This is a genomic window from Mesorhizobium sp. P170090, from assembly GCF_057786115.1.
The window spans coordinates 5,136,958-5,151,960 of sequence record NZ_JBYNWH010000001.1 but is presented as its reverse complement, the minus strand read 5'-3'; the positions used below and the strand labels follow the sequence as shown (position 1 = coordinate 5,151,960).

Genomic DNA, 15,003 nt, shown 5'->3' with positions numbered 1-15,003 from the left:
TCACGCCGCGTAGCGCAGGCCGCCGTCGCAGGTCAGCACCTGGCCGGTCATGAAGCCGTTGGAGACGAGGAACGCGATTGCGCCGGCGACGTCTTCGGCCTGGCCGATCCTGCCCACCGGGGTTTTGCCGGCATATTCGCTGAACACCGCCTGCCGCTGGTCTTCGGCCAGAAAATCCCACCATGGCGTGTCGATGACGCCGGGCGCCACGACGTTGACGCGCAGAGGCTTCAGTTCGACCGCCAGGATCGGCACCACCGTCAGCAGCATGCCGTTGACGGCGGCAATGCCAGCCACGCCGGGCGCCGACAATTGTGCCGACACCGCCGAGATGAAAGTGACCGATCCCGATCTGTTGAGCGTCGGTAAGGCTGCCTGCAAACAGGACAGCTGCGGCCTGACTTTCTCGTCGACGCCGCCGGCGATGTCTGAGAGGTCGAGGGTTTCGAACCGCCCAAGTCCCTTGCCGCCGCTGGCAGCCAGCACGAGGTGATCGAACGGTCCGAGTTCCCCAAAGAACTGGCGGACTTCGTCCGGCTTCGAAGCATCGAAGGCAGCTTTTTCGGCGGCGCCGCCGAGGCTCTTCCAGGCGCTGGTGAGCTTGTCCTGGTTTCGTCCGGTGATGGTCACCTTCATGCCTGGGCCCAGCAGTTTTCGCGCCGTTGCGAGGCCGATGCCGGATGAGCCGCCGATGACGACCGTGTGTTCGATCTTGCCGGTCATGAATGCTGTTCCTTCGATTTTGGGGAAGCCTGGCCGACGAGGTCGAGGCTCAGGGTTCGCAATTGCTGTCTGGCCTTGGCATCATAGGCTTGTGCGTCGGCGCGGGCCTCCCTTTGGCCGTCGAAATAGAGGCCGCTGCGGCCCTCCAGCGCGGGCGATGTCGCGAGGTTGAGAATGGCGTCGGCGCCGGTCTCGACCGAGCTCCATGGCGTCACGCCGGCCTGGCGGACCATGGTGGTGTTCATGTAGCTCGCTGGATGCAGAGCGTTGACGGTGACGCCGCTGCCTTTCAACTCTCCGGCCAGGTCGATGGTGAACAGGATCTGCGCCAGCTTGCTCTGGCAATAGGCGCGCACGCCGTCATAGGAACGGGTCAGCATGACATCGCCGAAATCGATCGCCTGCTGGCCGGCCGAAGCGACGTTGATGATGCGCGCCGGCGAACTCGCCTTGAGCAGCGGCAGCAGTTCCGAGGTCAGCAGGAAACCGGCGAGATAGTTGACCGCAAGGCGCAGTTCGAAGCCGTCGGCGCTGAGCTGTCGCTTGGCGCCGGCCGTGCCGATGCCGGCATTGTTGATGAGGATGTCGAGCCGGTCGGTTTTTGCGCGTACGGCCTCGGCAAGGCGGCGGACCTCGGCTAGCGAGGCGAGGTCGGCGGCGAGGAACTCGGCTTTGCCGCCGGCGGATTCGATTTCTGCGACGGTTGCCTTGCCGCGAGCCGCGTCACGGCCATGCACCAGCACGCGCGCGCCGCCGGCGCCCAGCCTTTGCGCGACGACACGGCCGACGCCGTCGGTCGAACCGGTGATGAGGATTGTCTTGTCTTTCAGATCCATATTCAGAGCCTCCATCTCTCTGGATGGAAGATGGGGCGCCTGACCCAGCCCAAACAGTTCAAACTTTATCCTGGTATCAATACTGCTATAATAGCTCTCATGGATGCCCCCACGCACTCCGCTGAAGACAGCCGCCGGCGCGAGCTTGGCGCCTTCCTGCGCTCGCGCCGCGAAAGATTGACGCCGTCCGCCACCGGCATCGCGACCGGTCTGCGGAGACGCACGCCCGGCTTGCGTCGCGAGGAAGTGGCGATGATCGCCGGCGTCGGCACCACCTGGTACACATGGCTAGAGCAGGGGCGCGAGGTCAGACCCTCGGTGGAGGTGCTAGCGGCGCTCAGCGAAGCGCTGCGCCTCGACGCCGTTGAAAGGCGGCATCTGTTCATCCTGGCAGGCCGCCAGCAACCGGAGAACCGCGTGGCTGCGCCGGAAAAGGTCGATGGCCCGCTGATGCATATGCTGGAGAGCCTGGTGCTGCAGCCGGCCTATGTCGTCGGGCGGCGCTGGGACGTGCTGGCCTGGAATCCGGCGGCGGTAGCGGTGTTCGGTGATTATGGCCTGCTAGAGGGCGACGCCCGCAACATCGTCCACATGGTGTTCACCAATCCGCATCACCGGCGCCTGCTGGTTGACTGGGAGCAATTGGCGCGCACCGTGCTGGCCTCGTTCCGGGCGGAAAGCGCCCGCTATGTGGGCGATGCGGATTTCGAGCGGCTGATCGTGCTTATGACGCGCTCAAGTCCGGAGTTTCGCGACTGGTGGCCGCAACGCGACGTGGCACGCCGATTGTCGGGGGTGAAACATGTCCGACATCCGAGCGCCGGCGCCATGACGTTCGAGCATATGAGCCTGTCGATCGACGACGGCTCGGACATGAAGCTGATCGTCTACACGCCGCTGGCCGAACAGAATTCGATCGAGAAGCTGCAGAATTTGCTTGAGGCGATGCCGGCGGAGCGCCGCAGCGCCTGACGCCCAAGGTCAGCCCTTCGGCTTCAGCCCATCAATGAACAACTGCTCCAGAAACCGCGCCGCATCCTCGAAGCGGCCGTCGCTGCCGCGGTCGGGCCCGAGCACCGCGCGGACCTGGACATCGAAATCGGCATAGTGCTGCGTCGTCGCCCAGATCGAAAAGATCAGGTGCCAGGGATCGGTGCGGGCGATTTTTCCGGCGCGCATCCAGCCCTTGATGACGTTGGCCTTCTCGTCGACCAGCGTTTTCAGCTCACCCGCCAGCAGCGGCATGATGCGCGGCGCGCCTTGCAGGATCTCGTTGGCGAACAGCCGGCTCTCCCTGGGAAAATCACGCGCCATTTCGAGCTTGCGCCGGATGTAGCTCCTGAGCTCGGTCAGGGGGTCGCCGATGTCGTCGAGTTCACGTAGCGGCGCCAGCCAGGTCGCCAGCAGCCGCTCCATCAGCGTTTCGTGGATGTCTTCCTTGCGGCGGAAATAATAGAGCAGGTTCGGCTTCGACATCCCGGCGGCCTCGGCGATCTGGTCGATGGTCGAACCGCGAAAGCCGTTGGCGGAGAAGACTTCGAGGGCTGCCTCCAGGATCAGTTCGCGCTTTTCCTGCTGGATGCGGGTGCGGCGAGGGGCTGAGCCTTCCATGGCGCCGCTCACCCCTGCAAGCCTTGGCCGCAGGGTTCATCTGGACCAATTCTCTGGACCAGTTTTTCTCTTACCCGTGGAGCGCACTTCGCAGGCCGCATTTCCGCTAGTAATCCCTTGACCGCCGACAGGGCGGTGCTAACGTTTGTCCAATCGGTCAAAAATTTGCGTAGCATGAAAACGCAGCAAAGACCAAGCTTTGGAAAGACCAAGCGTTAGCCGCACCGAAACAGGTTACAAGGGGAAGTCTTGGTCATGTCCAACCGGCTGAAAGTCACGCCGAACGATCTCAGCGCATTCTGGATGCCGTTCACCGCGAACCGGCAGTTCAAACAGGCGCCACGCATGTTCGTGTCCGCCAAGGACATGCACTACACCACCAGCGACGGCCGCAAGGTGCTCGACGGCACCGCCGGCCTGTGGTGCGTCAATGCCGGCCATTGCCGTCCCAAGATCACGGAAGCGATCCAGCACCAGGCGGCCGAACTCGACTATGCGCCGGCCTTCCAGATGGGACACCCGATCGTGTTCGAACTGGCAAACCGCCTGGTCGATCTCGCGCCCAAGGGCATGGACCATGTCTTCTTCACCAATTCCGGTTCGGAATCGGTCGAAACGGCGCTGAAGATGGCGATCGCCTATCACCGTGTGAAGGGCGAGGGCGCGCGCACCCGCCTGATCGGCCGCGAACGCGGCTATCACGGCGTCAATTTCGGCGGCATCTCGGTCGGCGGCATCGTCACCAACCGCAAGATGTTCGGCACGCTGCTCGGCGGCGTCGACCACATGCCGCACACGCATCTGCCGGAAAAGAACGCCTTCTCCAAGGGCGTGCCGGAATATGGCGCGGAACTCGCCAACGAGCTGGAGCGCATCGTTGCCCTGCATGACGCCTCGACCATCGCCGCCGTCATCGTCGAACCGGTCGCCGGCTCCACCGGCGTCATCCTGCCGCCGAAGGGCTATCTGCAGAAACTGCGCGAGATCTGCACCAAGCACGGCATTTTGCTGATCTTCGACGAGGTCATCACCGGTTTCGGCCGTCTCGGCGCGCCGTTCGCAGCGGATTATTTCGGCGTCACGCCCGACATCATGACCACCGCCAAGGGCGTCTCCAACGGCGTCATCCCGATGGGCGCGGTGTTCGTGAAGAAGGAAATCCACGACGCCTTCATGACCGGCCCCGAGCACATGATCGAGTTCTTCCACGGCTACACCTATTCGGGCAATCCGATTGCGTGCGCCGCGGCACTCGGCACGCTCGACACCTACAAGGAAGAGGGCCTGCTCACCCGCGGCGAGGAACTGGCGCCTTACTGGGAGGATGCGCTGCATTCGCTGAAGGACGAGCCGCATGTCATCGACATCCGGAATATCGGCCTGATCGGCGCGATCGAACTGGCGCCGATCGCCGGCAGCCCGACCAAGCGGGCCTTCTCGGCCTTCGTCAAGGCGTTCGAGCGCGGCGCGCTGATCCGCACCACCGGCGACATCATCGCGCTGTCGCCGCCACTGATCATCACCAAGGGCCAGATCAACGAATTGATCGACCATGTCAGAGAAGTGCTAAGGGCGATCGACTAATCTATCCAGCCAGTCGGGCGGCGGCGGGAACCGCCGCCCGGTTGGTTATATGAAATGAGAGGACTTTGAATGGCCGCCCCAGGCGAGAATCTGCGAATCAATTCAGACCGTTTGTGGGATTCCATCATGGAGATGGCGAAGATCGGCCCCGGTATTGCCGGCGGCAACAATCGCCAGACCGTGACCGACGAGGACGGCGAGGGACGGCATCTGTTCAAGCGCTGGTGCGAGGCGGCCGGGCTCGAAATGGGGCTCGACGAAATGGGCACCATGTTTGCCCGCCGGGAAGGCGCTGATCCCAGCCTGCCGCCGGTTTATGTCGGCAGCCATCTCGACACGCAGCCGACCGGCGGCAAATATGACGGCGTGCTCGGCGTGCTCGGCGGGCTGGAGATTATTCGCTCGCTTAACGATCTCGGCATCCAGACCAGGCATCCAATCGTCGTTACCAACTGGACCAATGAGGAAGGCTCGCGCTTTGCCCCGGCTATGATGGCGTCCGGCGTGTTCGCCGGTGTGCTCGATCAGGCGGACGTGTATCAGCACACTGATAAACAGGGCAGGAAATTTGGCGAGGAGCTGGAGCGCATCGGCTGGAAAGGCACCGAGAAAGTCGGTGATCGCAAGATCCACGCCTTCTTCGAACTGCATATTGAGCAGGGGCCGATCCTTGAGGACGAAGGCATCGACATTGGCGTCGTCACCCACGGCCAGGGCCTGAAATGGCTGCAGGTAACGCTGACCGGCAAGGAGGCGCATACCGGCTCGACCCCGATGCCCAAGCGCCGTAATGCCGGGCTCGGCATGGCTCGGGTCATCGAACTGGTGCACGAGATCGCCATGGACTACCAGCCCGACGCCGTCGGCGCGGTCGGCCACATGGAGGTGTTTCCGAACTCGCGCAACATCATCGCCGGGCGCACCGTCTTCACTATCGACATCCGCTCGCCCGAGAAGGAAGTGCTGGACGCGATGGATGGGCGCATACGCGAAGGCATCGACACAATCTGTGAGGCGCTCGACATCCAGTACAAGGTCGAGCAGGTCGGCGCTTTCGATCCGGTCACCTTCGATGCCGGCTGCGTCAAGGCGATCCGCGACGCCGCCGATCGGCTCGGCTATTCCCACCGCAACATCGTCTCCGGCGCCGGCCACGACGCCTGCTGGATCAACCGCGTTGCGCCGACCGCCATGGTGATGTGCCCCTGCGTTGACGGGTTGTCACACAACGAGGCTGAGGAAATCACCAAGGAATGGGCCGGCGCCGGCGCCGACGTGCTGTTCCATGCGGTGGTAGAGACAGCGGGGATCGTGGCGTGAACTAAGATCTGTATCAAAACGACGCTCACAAGAAGCGCGAAGAGAACAAGGGAACACGACAATGACCAAAGTCATCCGAAACGGCACCATCGTCACCGCCGACCGCACCTGGAAGGCCGATGTGCTGATGCAGCACGGCAAGATCGTCGCCATTGGCTCGAACCTGCATGGCGACCATGAGTTCGACGCCAGCGGCTGTTACGTCATGCCGGGCGGCATCGATCCGCACACCCATCTCGAAATGCCGTTCATGGGCACCTATTCGGCCGACGATTTCGAGTCCGGGACGCGTGCGGCCCTTTCCGGTGGCACCACGATGGTGGTCGATTTCTGCCTGCCGGCGCCGCAGCAATCGCTGCTGGAAGCGTTGCAGATGTGGGACAACAAGACCTCGAAGGCTGCCTGCGACTACTCCTTCCACATGGCGATCACCTGGTGGGGCAAGCAGGTGTTCGACGAGATGGCCACCGTCGTCGACAGAGGCATTACCTCGTTCAAGCATTTCATGGCCTACAAGGGCGCGCTGATGGTGGACGACGACGAGATGTACGCGTCGTTCCAGCGCTGCGCCGATCTCGGCGCGCTGCCGCTTGTTCATGCCGAGAATGGCGACGTGGTTGCGGCGCTGTCGCAAAAGCTGCTCGCCGCCGGCAATAATGGCCCCGAGGGACACGCCTATTCGCGGCCGCCGGAAGTGGAGGGCGAGGCGACCAACCGCGCCATCATGATCGCCGACATGGCCGGCGTGCCGCTCTATGTCGTGCATGTGTCCTGCGAGCAGAGCCACGAAGCCATCCGCCGCGCCCGCCAGAAGGGCATTCGGGTTTTCGGCGAGCCGCTGATCCAGCATCTGACGCTGGATGAAAGCGAGTATTTCGACAAGGATTGGGACCATGCGGCGCGCCGCGTCATGAGTCCGCCCTTCCGCAACAAGCTGCACCAGGATTCGCTGTGGGCCGGCCTGCAGGCGGGATCGCTGCAGGTGGTGGCGACCGACCACTGCGCCTTCACCACCAAGCAGAAGCGCAACGGCGTCGGCGATTTCACCAAGATCCCGAACGGCACTGGCGGGCTTGAAGACCGCTTGCCCGTGCTGTGGACGACGGGCGTCAACACCGGGCGGCTGACGATGAACGAGTTCGTCGCGGTGACTTCGACCAACATCGCCAAGATCCTCAACATGTATCCTAGGAAGGGCGCCATCGTCGAAGGCGCGGACGCCGACATCGTGGTGTGGGACCCCAGCGCCAAGAAGACCATCACCTCGAAGAAGCAGCAATCGGTGATCGACTACAACGTCTTCGAAGGTTTTGAGGTGACCGGCCTGCCGCGCTTCGTCTTTTCGCGCGGCGAATTGTCGGTCGAGGAAGCGGAGGTCAAGGCCAAGCCCGGCCATGGCGAATTCGTCGCCCGCGAGCCGAACGCGGCGGTCAACCGGGCTCTATCGACCTGGAAGGACATCACCGCGCCGCGCAAGGTCGAACGCACCGGCATTCCGGCGACAGGCGTTTGACGTTGCGGAGCCCGGGGGCGCTCATTTCACTGGTCGTGGCGATGGTGGTCGCTGGTCCGGCAACAGGGGCCGAGAGGCTGGTGGGCTTCTGGGGCAACGATGCCGGTTGTGTCTTTGCAAAGGCCGGCTTTCAGGGCCGCGACGATTATATCGTGCTGACCGCCGAGGGCATCGAGACCTATGGCAGCGGCTGCCGGTTCGCGCAGCAATTGACGTGGGCGCCGGGCACGCAATCACTTGATGCGACCTGTTCCGCCGAAGGCGAGGCGGGGACGACGGCTGAAACCGTTGTGGTCACCAACAAGGGCGAGGGTGGGTTCTTCGTGACCATTCCCGGTCTTGAAGAAATGGGGCCGTTGCAACCGTGTTCGTGACGTTGGAGCTGGGGGAATGAGCGCGCGCGGTTTGGGGCCGTCTGTTGCGATGGTAGTCGTTCTGGCTGCGGGTCAGGCCCTTGCGGCAGGCATCGACCTGACGAAACCCTATGGGGACAAATATGGCTGCATCAACCGCAACGGCCAGGAAGTCGCCGCCGATCGGATGCTGCTTTTGACCGACGAGGCATTGGTCACCGCCGCCAGCGCCTGCACCTTCACGGAGAAGCAAGCGCAGGCTGATGGTTCGCTGGTGGTGACGGCGACATGCGAGGCCGAAGGTGAAGACGGACAGGAGCCGACCAAATTCACCATCAAGCGCAGCGCCAAGAACGCCAAGAAGCTGACGGTCGCCGACGAGGACGGCAATGTCATGGGCGAAGTGGCGCGGTGCAAATGACGGCAGTCCCGTCAGCGTCAGGCCACCAGCGCATCCAGCTCCGGCAACAGGACGACGCTTTCCTGTTCATTGGGATCGGTGCGGGCGATGACGGCCGAGGACGGGGCGTTGCTCATATTGGCCGGCAGATGCGGTACGCCGGCCGGGATGTAGAAGAGGTCGCCGGCCTTGACGACGATGTGGTTCTCGAGCCTGTCGCCATACCATGTGTGGACCTCGCCCGAGAGCACATAGATCGCCGTCTCATGGCTTTCATGCAGATGCGCCTTGGCGCGGGCGCCGGGCGGCAGGGTGAGCAGATGCATGCAGATGCCGGACGAGCCGACCGTCTCGGCTGCAATGCCGGCAAAATAGGTCAATCCCTGCTTGCCTTCATAAGTGCTTTCAGGACGGATAAGGTGACAAGTGGGTTTGGGCGACATCGGCAAGGCTCCGGGCGTCGAGTGGGTGGGATTGGACGAGTGGAAAGCAACATCAACGCGAATGCAACGGCATTTCATCCTGGGCGGCTGCGAGAGGCAGGCAGCAAGCGATGACGGGACAATCGCCAGCCGTCGTCTCGGCAAGCAGACTTGGCCTTACCTTTCAGACCAATGACGGTCCGGTAGAGGCGCTCTCCAATGTCGACCTGACCATCGGCAAGGGCGAGTTCGTCTCCTTCATCGGCCCATCGGGCTGCGGCAAGACCACCTTGCTGCGCGTCATCGCCGATCTGGAAAAACCGACATCGGGCATGATCTCGGTCAACGGCATGACGCCGGAACAGGCGCGCGAGAAACGCGCTTATGGCTACGTCTTCCAGGCGGCAGCCCTTTTCCCGTGGCGCACGATCGAGCGTAACGTGGCGCTGCCGCTGGAGATCATCGGCCTTTCGAGAGCGGAGCAGGCCGAGCGCATCAAGCGCACGATGGAGCTCGTCAACCTCTCCGGCTTCGAGAAGAAATACCCTTGGCAGCTTTCCGGCGGCATGCAGCAGCGCGCTTCGATCGCCCGCGCGCTCGCCTTCGACGCCGACCTGTTGCTGATGGACGAGCCCTTCGGCGCGCTGGACGAGATCGTGCGCGACCATCTCAATGAACAGCTTCTGGAATTGTGGGCGCGCACCAACAAGACGATCTGCTTCGTCACCCATTCCATCCCCGAGGCGGTGTATCTGTCGACGCGCATCGTCGTCATGTCGCCGCGCCCAGGTCGGGTTACCGACATCATCGAATCGACGCTGCCAAAAGAGCGGCCACTGGATATCCGCGAGACGCCGGAATTTTTGGCGATCGCGGCCAGGGTACGCGATGGCTTGAGGGCAGGGCACAGCTATGATGATTGAGGGGGTAGCGAATGAGTGCGGACGTCGCCGCCACGCCTTCGTCATCCTAGGGCGAAGCAAGGAGCGAAGCGACGCGGGGCAGACCCTAGGATCCATACCGTTACCTATACGGTCCGCAACGGTGCAAAACGGTGCACACGCCGCTGCGCCCGCGAAGGCGAACATTCTCAACCGCTTATACCCCTCGGCCAACGTCACGGAATGGATCCTAGGGTCTGCACGACGCTTCGTGTCGCTCCGCCCTAGGATGACGAACGCGGAGGTGGTCGGCCTCCGCTTCGCTCCGGCCACCCTCTTCCCGGCGGGGAGAGGAGAAGGGGAGCGCGCCTGATGGACACCTTCCGCGAAAAATTCATCCCCGTGACCTCCATCCTCCTGGGCGTGGTGGTGCTCTGGTATGTCTTCGCCGTCATCCTAAACGCGCCCTTCCAGCGCGACCTCGACCGGCGCGCCGGGGAAACCCACGACACCGTCGAATTCATCGGCAAGACGCTGTCGCAGCCCAAGCCGACGCTGCCGGCGCCGCATCAGGTGGCGGTGAACTTCTTCGAGAACACCTTCCTGCGGCCCATCACATCGAGCCGAAGCCTCGTCTACAATGCCTGGGTGACCCTGTCGTCGACGTTGCTCGGCTTTGCCTTCGGCACGGCGCTCGGCATCGTCATCGCGGTTGGCATCGTGCATGTGGCGACGCTCGACCGCAGCCTGATGCCGTGGATCATCGCCTCCCAGACGATTCCCATTCTGGCGGTGGCGCCGATGATCATCGTCGTGCTGGGGGCGATCGGCATCAGCGGTCTGATCCCAAAGGCGATGATCTCGACCTACCTGTCGTTCTTCCCGGTGACGGTTGGCATGGTGAAGGGCCTGCGCTCGCCCGAACTCATGCATCTCGACCTGATGCACACCTACAATGCCAGTGTCTCGCAGACCTTCTGGAAGCTGCGGGTGCCGGCCTCGGTGCCGTTCCTGTTCACCTCGATGAAGGTGGCGGTGGCGGCGAGCCTGGTCGGCGCCATTGTCGGCGAACTGCCGACCGGTGCTGTCGCCGGCATCGGCGCCAAGCTTTTGGCAGGCGCCTATTACAGCCAGTCCATCGACATCTGGTCCGCCCTTGTGGCGGGCTCGGTGGTGGCGGCCCTTCTGGTCATGGTGGTCGGCATAGCCGGGCGCCTCGTTGACCGCGCGATGGGCGGGAGGCCGGCATGAACTGGCTGAAGCCCTCCTGGCAAGCCGTGCTGGCCATTGCGCTGTGCCTCGTCGCCGTCGCGCTCGGTGCGATGTCGAAGCCGGAAGCGGCCGCCCTTGCAGACCCGACAGCAAGCTTCGACTACCCCTATTTCGGGATAAAGACCCCGATGATCGGCCTGGCCGTGCTGGCAGGGCTGATCTCGATGATCAGAATTTCGCCGCTGGCCGAGGCTGCGGTGCTGTTCATCGGCGCTCATCTCGTCGCCTGGATGCTGATCTCGGGCATTACAGGTTTCGAAGGCACGGCATTGGCGCCTTATTTCCTGCTGCTCGCCGCTGCCTGGCTGCTGGCCTGGCGCTGTGTGGCGGTGCTGTCGGGGCTTCGCCCGATGGCAAAAGGGGCGCGGATGGCGCTGCGCCTCATCATCCCGGCGATCTTCGGCGCCTGGATCCTGATCATATGGGAAGCGGTGACGCGTGGCGCCGGCATTCCCTTCATCCTTTTGCCGCCGCCGAGCGCCATCGGTGTGCGCATCGCCAGTTCCCTGCCGGTGCTCGGCGCCGATATCAGGCAGACCATCTTCAAGGCGGTGATCTTCGGTTATGTCATCGGCAGCGGCGCCGGCTTCCTGGTGGCGATTGCGGCCGACCGCGTGCCGTTCCTGCGCCGCGGTCTGCTGCCGATCGGCAATATGGTCTCGGCGCTGCCGATCATCGGTGTGGCGCCGATCATGGTGATGTGGTTCGGCTTCGACTGGCCGTCCAAGGCCGCGGTCGTCATCATCATGACCTTCTTCCCGATGCTGGTGAACACGGTTGCCGGTCTTGCCGCCTCCGGCCATATGGAGCGCGATTTGATGCGCACCTATGCGTCGGGCTACTGGCCAACACTCTTGAAGCTCCGGCTGCCGGCGGCAGCGCCCTTCATCTTCAACGCGCTGAAGATCAACTCGACGCTGGCGCTGATCGGCGCCATCGTCGCCGAGTTCTTCGGCACGCCTGTGGTCGGCATGGGCTTTCGCATCTCGACCGAGGTCGGGCGGATGAACATCGACATGGTCTGGGCCGAAATCGCAGTTGCAGCACTGGCGGGTTCGGTCTTTTATGGCGTGGTCGCTCTCGTCGAGAGAGCCGTCACGTTTTGGCATCCCTCTGTCCGTGGTGGATAGGGCGGTGGGTTCGGGTGTTAACTTCAGAGGGTAAAAACATGAAAAGACTGATCATTCCGATGCTGGCCGGCGCGATGTCGCTGGCCGCGTTCCAGGCAATGGCCGCCGACAAGGTGACCTTGCAGCTGAAATGGGTCACGCAGGCGCAGTTTGCCGGCTACTATGTCGCCAAGGCCAAGGGTTTTTATGAAGCAGAAGGCCTCGACGTCGACATCAAGCCGGGCGGTCCCGATATCGCACCCGAGCAGGTGATCGCCGGCGGTGGCGCCGACGTCATCGTCGACTGGATGGGCGGGGCGCTCGCCGCGCGCGAAAAGGGCGTGCCGCTGGTCAACATCGCCCAGCCGTTCAAGAAGGCCGGTATGGAGCTGGTCTGCCCGAAGGACGGCCCGATCAAGACCGAAGCCGATTTCAAGGGTCACACGCTGGGCGTCTGGTTCTTCGGTAACGAATATCCATTCTACGCCTGGATGAACAAGCTCGGCCTGAAGACCGAAGGCGGCCCGGACGGCGTCACGGTTTTGAAGCAGAGCTTCGACGTGCAGCCGCTGATCCAGAAGCAGGCGGATTGCATTTCGGTCATGACCTACAACGAGTACTGGCAGCTGATCGATGCCGGCTACAAGCCGGACCAGCTCACCGTGTTCAACTACTCGGCGATGGGCAACGACCTGCTTGAGGACGGGCTCTATGCCTCGGAAGACAAGCTCAAGGATCCGGCTTTCGAAGACAAGATGGTGCGTTTCGTGCGCGCCTCGATGAAGGGCTGGAAATATGCCATCGACAACAATGACGAGGCCGCGGGCATTGTCATGGACGGCGGTGGCCAGGACGAAAACCACCAGAAGCGGATGATGAGCGAAGTCGCCAAGCTGATCGACAATGCCGACGGCAAGCTCGACCCGGCGACCTACGAGCGCACCGCCAAGGCGCTGCTCGACCAGAAGATCATCACCAAGGCGCCGACCGGCGCCTACACCACAGCCATCACCGACAAGGCGATCAAATAAGCCTGGCCAGGCAATTTCGACCTCGAGAGCGGCGCCTTTGACCAAATGTCAGAGGCGCCGTTCCTTTATGGTGTTCATGACGAAGCTGGTCTCGATCGACGCGACGCATTTCAGCCGCGCGATCTTTTCCTTGATGAAGCGCTCGTACTGTTCGAGGCTGCCGGTCACCACTTTCAACACATAATCGCGTGACCCGGTGACGAGGTGGCATTCCAGTACCTCTTCCCAACCGCGGATGGCGTCTTCGAACATGACGATCTCGTCCTCGTTCTGGCGGCTGAGCCGGACGGTGGCGATGGCGACCATGTTCCAGCCGAAGGCGGCCGGGTCGACCAGCGTGGTATAGCCCCGGATAATGCCGGCCTCCTCCAGCCGGCGTACCCTCCTCAAACATGGCGACGGCGACAGGCCGATGCGCTCCGCAAGCTCATTGTTGGTGATGCGGGCGTCGGCCTGCAGCTCGCGCAGGATCTTGCGGTCGAAATCGTCGGCTATCTTCTGTTGCACTTTTGCTCTCGCTCGGCAATTTGTTGCCGGGATGCAGCCATGCGAGGCCGAAAATAGCAAGGACTGGTGGACCGGGATCGCATAAATTGCTGGACGAGACTCCTCCAGAACGCAGGAAAAGCCATGACCGCGCCGCGCCCGTCGAAAACCCACATCGGCAACCACAAGCTCCATCCGGAAACGTTGATGTTGAGCTATGGCTTCGATCCGCAACTGTCGGAAGGCGCCGTCAAGCCGCCGGTGTTCCTGACCTCGACCTTCGTGTTCAAATCGGCGGAGGAGGGACGCGACTTCTTCGACTACACATCCGGCCGCAAGGAGCCGCCGAGCGGCACGGCGTCCGGCCTGGTCTATTCGCGCTTCAATCATCCCAACTCGGAGATCGTCGAGGACCGGCTGGCGGTCTATGAGGGAACGGACGCCTGCATCCTGTTCTCGTCGGGCATGTCGGCGATCGCCACGACGCTGCTCGCCTATGCCCGGCCGGGCGATGTCATCCTGCATTCGCAGCCGCTTTACGGCGGCACCGAGACGCTTTTGACGCGCACGCTGTCCGGCTTCGGCATCGGCGCTGTCGGCTTCGCCGACGGCGTCGACGACAAGGCGGTGCGGGCCGCTGCTGATGCAGCGGTGGCGAAGGGGCGTGTCTCGGTCATTCTCATCGAAACGCCGTCGAATCCGACCAACAGCCTGGTCGACATCGCACTGATCCGGAAGTTTGCCGACGAGATCGGCGCAAGCCAAGGATCAACGCCGATCATCGTCTGCGACAACACGCTGCTCGGCCCGGTGTTCCAGCGACCGATCGAACATGGCGCGGATGTCTCCGTCTATTCGCTGACCAAATATGTCGGCGGCCATTCCGACCTGATCGCCGGTGCGGCGATGGGCAGCAAGGCGGTGACCAAGCCGATCAAGGCGCTGCGCGGCGCCATCGGCACGCAACTCGACCCGCATTCCTGCTGGATGCTCGGCCGCTCGCTGGAGACGCTGTCCATCCGCATGGAGCGCGCCAACGACAATGCGCGGCTCGTGGCCGAATTCCTGCGCGATCACGCCAAGGTCGAGAAGGTGCATTACCTGCCGTTCCTGGGCGAGGATACGGCAGCGGGACGGGCCTACAAGGCGCAATGCAGCGGCGCCGGGTCGACATTTTCTTTCGATATCAAAGGCGGAGAGAAGGCGGCCTTCGCATTTCTCAACGGGCTGCAAATATTCAAGCTGGCGGTGAGCCTCGGCGGCACGGAGTCACTCGCCAGCCACCCGGCGGCGATGACGCACTCCGGCATTCCCTTCGACGTGCGCCAGCGCATTGGCGTGCTGGAGACCACGGTCAGGCTGTCGATCGGCGTCGAGCATCCGGACGATCTTATCGCCGACCTGACGCAGGCGCTGGCAGCGGTCTGATAGCTCGCTTGTAGATATCAGGAAAGGGGCGATC

At 63.0% G+C, this 15,003-nt stretch carries 16 protein-coding genes; 11 read left to right on the top strand and 5 right to left on the bottom strand.

Annotated features, from left to right (window positions below):
• Both AC3EML_RS25005 and AC3EML_RS25000 read right to left on the bottom strand, forming a co-directional pair.
• Positions 1 to 723: an SDR family oxidoreductase gene (locus AC3EML_RS25005; RefSeq protein WP_352522050.1), complete on the bottom strand. Its 723-nt coding sequence runs from the start codon at positions 721 to 723 to the stop codon at positions 1 to 3.
• Positions 720 to 1,559: an SDR family oxidoreductase gene (locus AC3EML_RS25000; RefSeq protein ID WP_352463489.1), complete on the bottom strand. Its 840-nt coding sequence runs from the start codon at positions 1,557 to 1,559 to the stop codon at positions 720 to 722. The genes AC3EML_RS25005 and AC3EML_RS25000 overlap by 4 nt, the downstream gene beginning before the upstream one ends.
• A 99-nt stretch (positions 1,560 to 1,658) precedes the next feature.
• Here AC3EML_RS25000 and AC3EML_RS24995 point away from each other — a divergent pair, with 99 nt between their 5' ends.
• Positions 1,659 to 2,531 carry a helix-turn-helix transcriptional regulator gene (locus tag AC3EML_RS24995; RefSeq protein WP_023697054.1) on the top strand — a complete coding sequence of 291 codons (873 nt, stop codon included), beginning with the start codon at positions 1,659 to 1,661 and terminating at the stop codon, positions 2,529 to 2,531.
• Positions 2,532 to 2,540: 9 nt separating this feature from the next.
• Here AC3EML_RS24995 and AC3EML_RS24990 read toward each other — a convergent pair whose 3' ends face one another.
• Positions 2,541 to 3,170: a TetR family transcriptional regulator C-terminal domain-containing protein gene (locus AC3EML_RS24990; RefSeq protein ID WP_352522051.1), complete on the bottom strand. Its 630-nt coding sequence runs from the start codon at positions 3,168 to 3,170 to the stop codon at positions 2,541 to 2,543.
• A 255-nt stretch (positions 3,171 to 3,425) separates the two neighbouring features.
• Here AC3EML_RS24990 and aptA point away from each other — a divergent pair, with 255 nt between their 5' ends.
• From aptA to AC3EML_RS24965, 5 genes are all read left to right on the top strand, one after another.
• The gene (aptA, locus tag AC3EML_RS24985) at positions 3,426 to 4,754 is read left to right on the top strand and encodes an omega-aminotransferase AptA (RefSeq protein ID WP_023705584.1); all 1,329 of its coding nucleotides are present in this window, start codon (positions 3,426 to 3,428) and stop codon (positions 4,752 to 4,754) included.
• Between the two features lie 69 nt (positions 4,755 to 4,823).
• Complete coding sequence (locus tag AC3EML_RS24980; protein WP_023690832.1) at positions 4,824 to 6,074, top strand: Zn-dependent hydrolase; 1,251 nt, start codon at positions 4,824 to 4,826, stop codon at positions 6,072 to 6,074.
• Between the two features lie 61 nt (positions 6,075 to 6,135).
• On the top strand, positions 6,136 to 7,587 hold the full coding sequence (gene hydA, locus AC3EML_RS24975) for a dihydropyrimidinase (protein ID WP_023699634.1): 1,452 nt from the start codon (positions 6,136 to 6,138) through the stop codon (positions 7,585 to 7,587).
• Positions 7,588 to 7,667: 80 nt separating this feature from the next.
• A complete protein-coding gene (locus AC3EML_RS24970; protein WP_245260000.1) occupies positions 7,668 to 7,961 on the top strand; it encodes a hypothetical protein in 294 nt (97 codons plus the stop codon).
• Positions 7,962 to 7,977: 16 nt separating this feature from the next.
• Complete coding sequence (locus tag AC3EML_RS24965) at positions 7,978 to 8,361, top strand: hypothetical protein (protein WP_031197044.1); 384 nt, start codon at positions 7,978 to 7,980, stop codon at positions 8,359 to 8,361.
• 17 nt (positions 8,362 to 8,378) lie between these two features.
• On the opposite strand, the gene AC3EML_RS24960 is transcribed toward AC3EML_RS24965, so the two are convergent.
• The gene (locus tag AC3EML_RS24960) at positions 8,379 to 8,783 is read right to left on the bottom strand and encodes a cupin domain-containing protein (RefSeq protein WP_031196380.1); all 405 of its coding nucleotides are present in this window, start codon (positions 8,781 to 8,783) and stop codon (positions 8,379 to 8,381) included.
• A gap of 110 nt (positions 8,784 to 8,893) precedes the next feature.
• On the opposite strand from AC3EML_RS24960, the gene AC3EML_RS24955 reads away from it, so the two are divergent.
• From AC3EML_RS24955 to AC3EML_RS24940, 4 genes are all read left to right on the top strand, one after another.
• On the top strand, positions 8,894 to 9,685 hold the full coding sequence (locus AC3EML_RS24955) for an ABC transporter ATP-binding protein (protein ID WP_023682182.1): 792 nt from the start codon (positions 8,894 to 8,896) through the stop codon (positions 9,683 to 9,685).
• A gap of 330 nt (positions 9,686 to 10,015) precedes the next feature.
• The gene (locus tag AC3EML_RS24950; RefSeq protein ID WP_023690837.1) at positions 10,016 to 10,894 is read left to right on the top strand and encodes an ABC transporter permease; all 879 of its coding nucleotides are present in this window, start codon (positions 10,016 to 10,018) and stop codon (positions 10,892 to 10,894) included.
• Positions 10,891 to 12,045, top strand: coding sequence for an ABC transporter permease (locus AC3EML_RS24945; protein WP_023682179.1), 1,155 nt, complete (start codon positions 10,891 to 10,893; stop codon positions 12,043 to 12,045). The genes AC3EML_RS24950 and AC3EML_RS24945 overlap by 4 nt, the downstream gene beginning before the upstream one ends.
• 38 nt (positions 12,046 to 12,083) lie before the next feature.
• Positions 12,084 to 13,055 (top strand): ABC transporter substrate-binding protein, encoded by a 972-nt coding sequence (locus AC3EML_RS24940; RefSeq protein WP_023682178.1) that lies wholly within the window; start codon positions 12,084 to 12,086, stop codon positions 13,053 to 13,055.
• Positions 13,056 to 13,103: 48 nt separating this feature from the next.
• On the opposite strand, the gene AC3EML_RS24935 is transcribed toward AC3EML_RS24940, so the two are convergent.
• Positions 13,104 to 13,562 carry an Lrp/AsnC family transcriptional regulator gene (locus tag AC3EML_RS24935; RefSeq protein ID WP_023682177.1) on the bottom strand — a complete coding sequence of 153 codons (459 nt, stop codon included), beginning with the start codon at positions 13,560 to 13,562 and terminating at the stop codon, positions 13,104 to 13,106.
• A gap of 123 nt (positions 13,563 to 13,685) precedes the next feature.
• Here AC3EML_RS24935 and AC3EML_RS24930 point away from each other — a divergent pair, with 123 nt between their 5' ends.
• Positions 13,686 to 14,969: a cystathionine gamma-synthase family protein gene (locus AC3EML_RS24930; RefSeq protein ID WP_023668225.1), complete on the top strand. Its 1,284-nt coding sequence runs from the start codon at positions 13,686 to 13,688 to the stop codon at positions 14,967 to 14,969.
• The last annotated feature ends 34 nt before the right edge of the window (positions 14,970 to 15,003 follow it).

What these genes read in the sequence shown, in the direction of transcription:
- AC3EML_RS25005 (WP_352522050.1), bottom strand. Translation starts at nt 723, where the DNA reads ATGACCGGCAAGATCGAACACACGGTCGTCATCGGCGGCTCATCCGGC.
- AC3EML_RS25000 (WP_352463489.1), bottom strand. Translation starts at nt 1,559, where the DNA reads ATGGATCTGAAAGACAAGACAATCCTCATCACCGGTTCGACCGACGGC.
- AC3EML_RS24995 (WP_023697054.1), top strand. Translation starts at nt 1,659, where the DNA reads ATGGATGCCCCCACGCACTCCGCTGAAGACAGCCGCCGGCGCGAGCTT.
- AC3EML_RS24990 (WP_352522051.1), bottom strand. Translation starts at nt 3,170, where the DNA reads ATGGAAGGCTCAGCCCCTCGCCGCACCCGCATCCAGCAGGAAAAGCGC.
- aptA (WP_023705584.1), top strand. Translation starts at nt 3,426, where the DNA reads ATGTCCAACCGGCTGAAAGTCACGCCGAACGATCTCAGCGCATTCTGG.
- AC3EML_RS24980 (WP_023690832.1), top strand. Translation starts at nt 4,824, where the DNA reads ATGGCCGCCCCAGGCGAGAATCTGCGAATCAATTCAGACCGTTTGTGG.
- hydA (WP_023699634.1), top strand. Translation starts at nt 6,136, where the DNA reads ATGACCAAAGTCATCCGAAACGGCACCATCGTCACCGCCGACCGCACC.
- AC3EML_RS24965 (WP_031197044.1), top strand. Translation starts at nt 7,978, where the DNA reads ATGAGCGCGCGCGGTTTGGGGCCGTCTGTTGCGATGGTAGTCGTTCTG.
- AC3EML_RS24960 (WP_031196380.1), bottom strand. Translation starts at nt 8,783, where the DNA reads ATGTCGCCCAAACCCACTTGTCACCTTATCCGTCCTGAAAGCACTTAT.
- AC3EML_RS24955 (WP_023682182.1), top strand. Translation starts at nt 8,894, where the DNA reads ATGACGGGACAATCGCCAGCCGTCGTCTCGGCAAGCAGACTTGGCCTT.
- AC3EML_RS24950 (WP_023690837.1), top strand. Translation starts at nt 10,016, where the DNA reads ATGGACACCTTCCGCGAAAAATTCATCCCCGTGACCTCCATCCTCCTG.
- AC3EML_RS24945 (WP_023682179.1), top strand. Translation starts at nt 10,891, where the DNA reads ATGAACTGGCTGAAGCCCTCCTGGCAAGCCGTGCTGGCCATTGCGCTG.
- AC3EML_RS24940 (WP_023682178.1), top strand. Translation starts at nt 12,084, where the DNA reads ATGAAAAGACTGATCATTCCGATGCTGGCCGGCGCGATGTCGCTGGCC.
- AC3EML_RS24930 (WP_023668225.1), top strand. Translation starts at nt 13,686, where the DNA reads ATGACCGCGCCGCGCCCGTCGAAAACCCACATCGGCAACCACAAGCTC.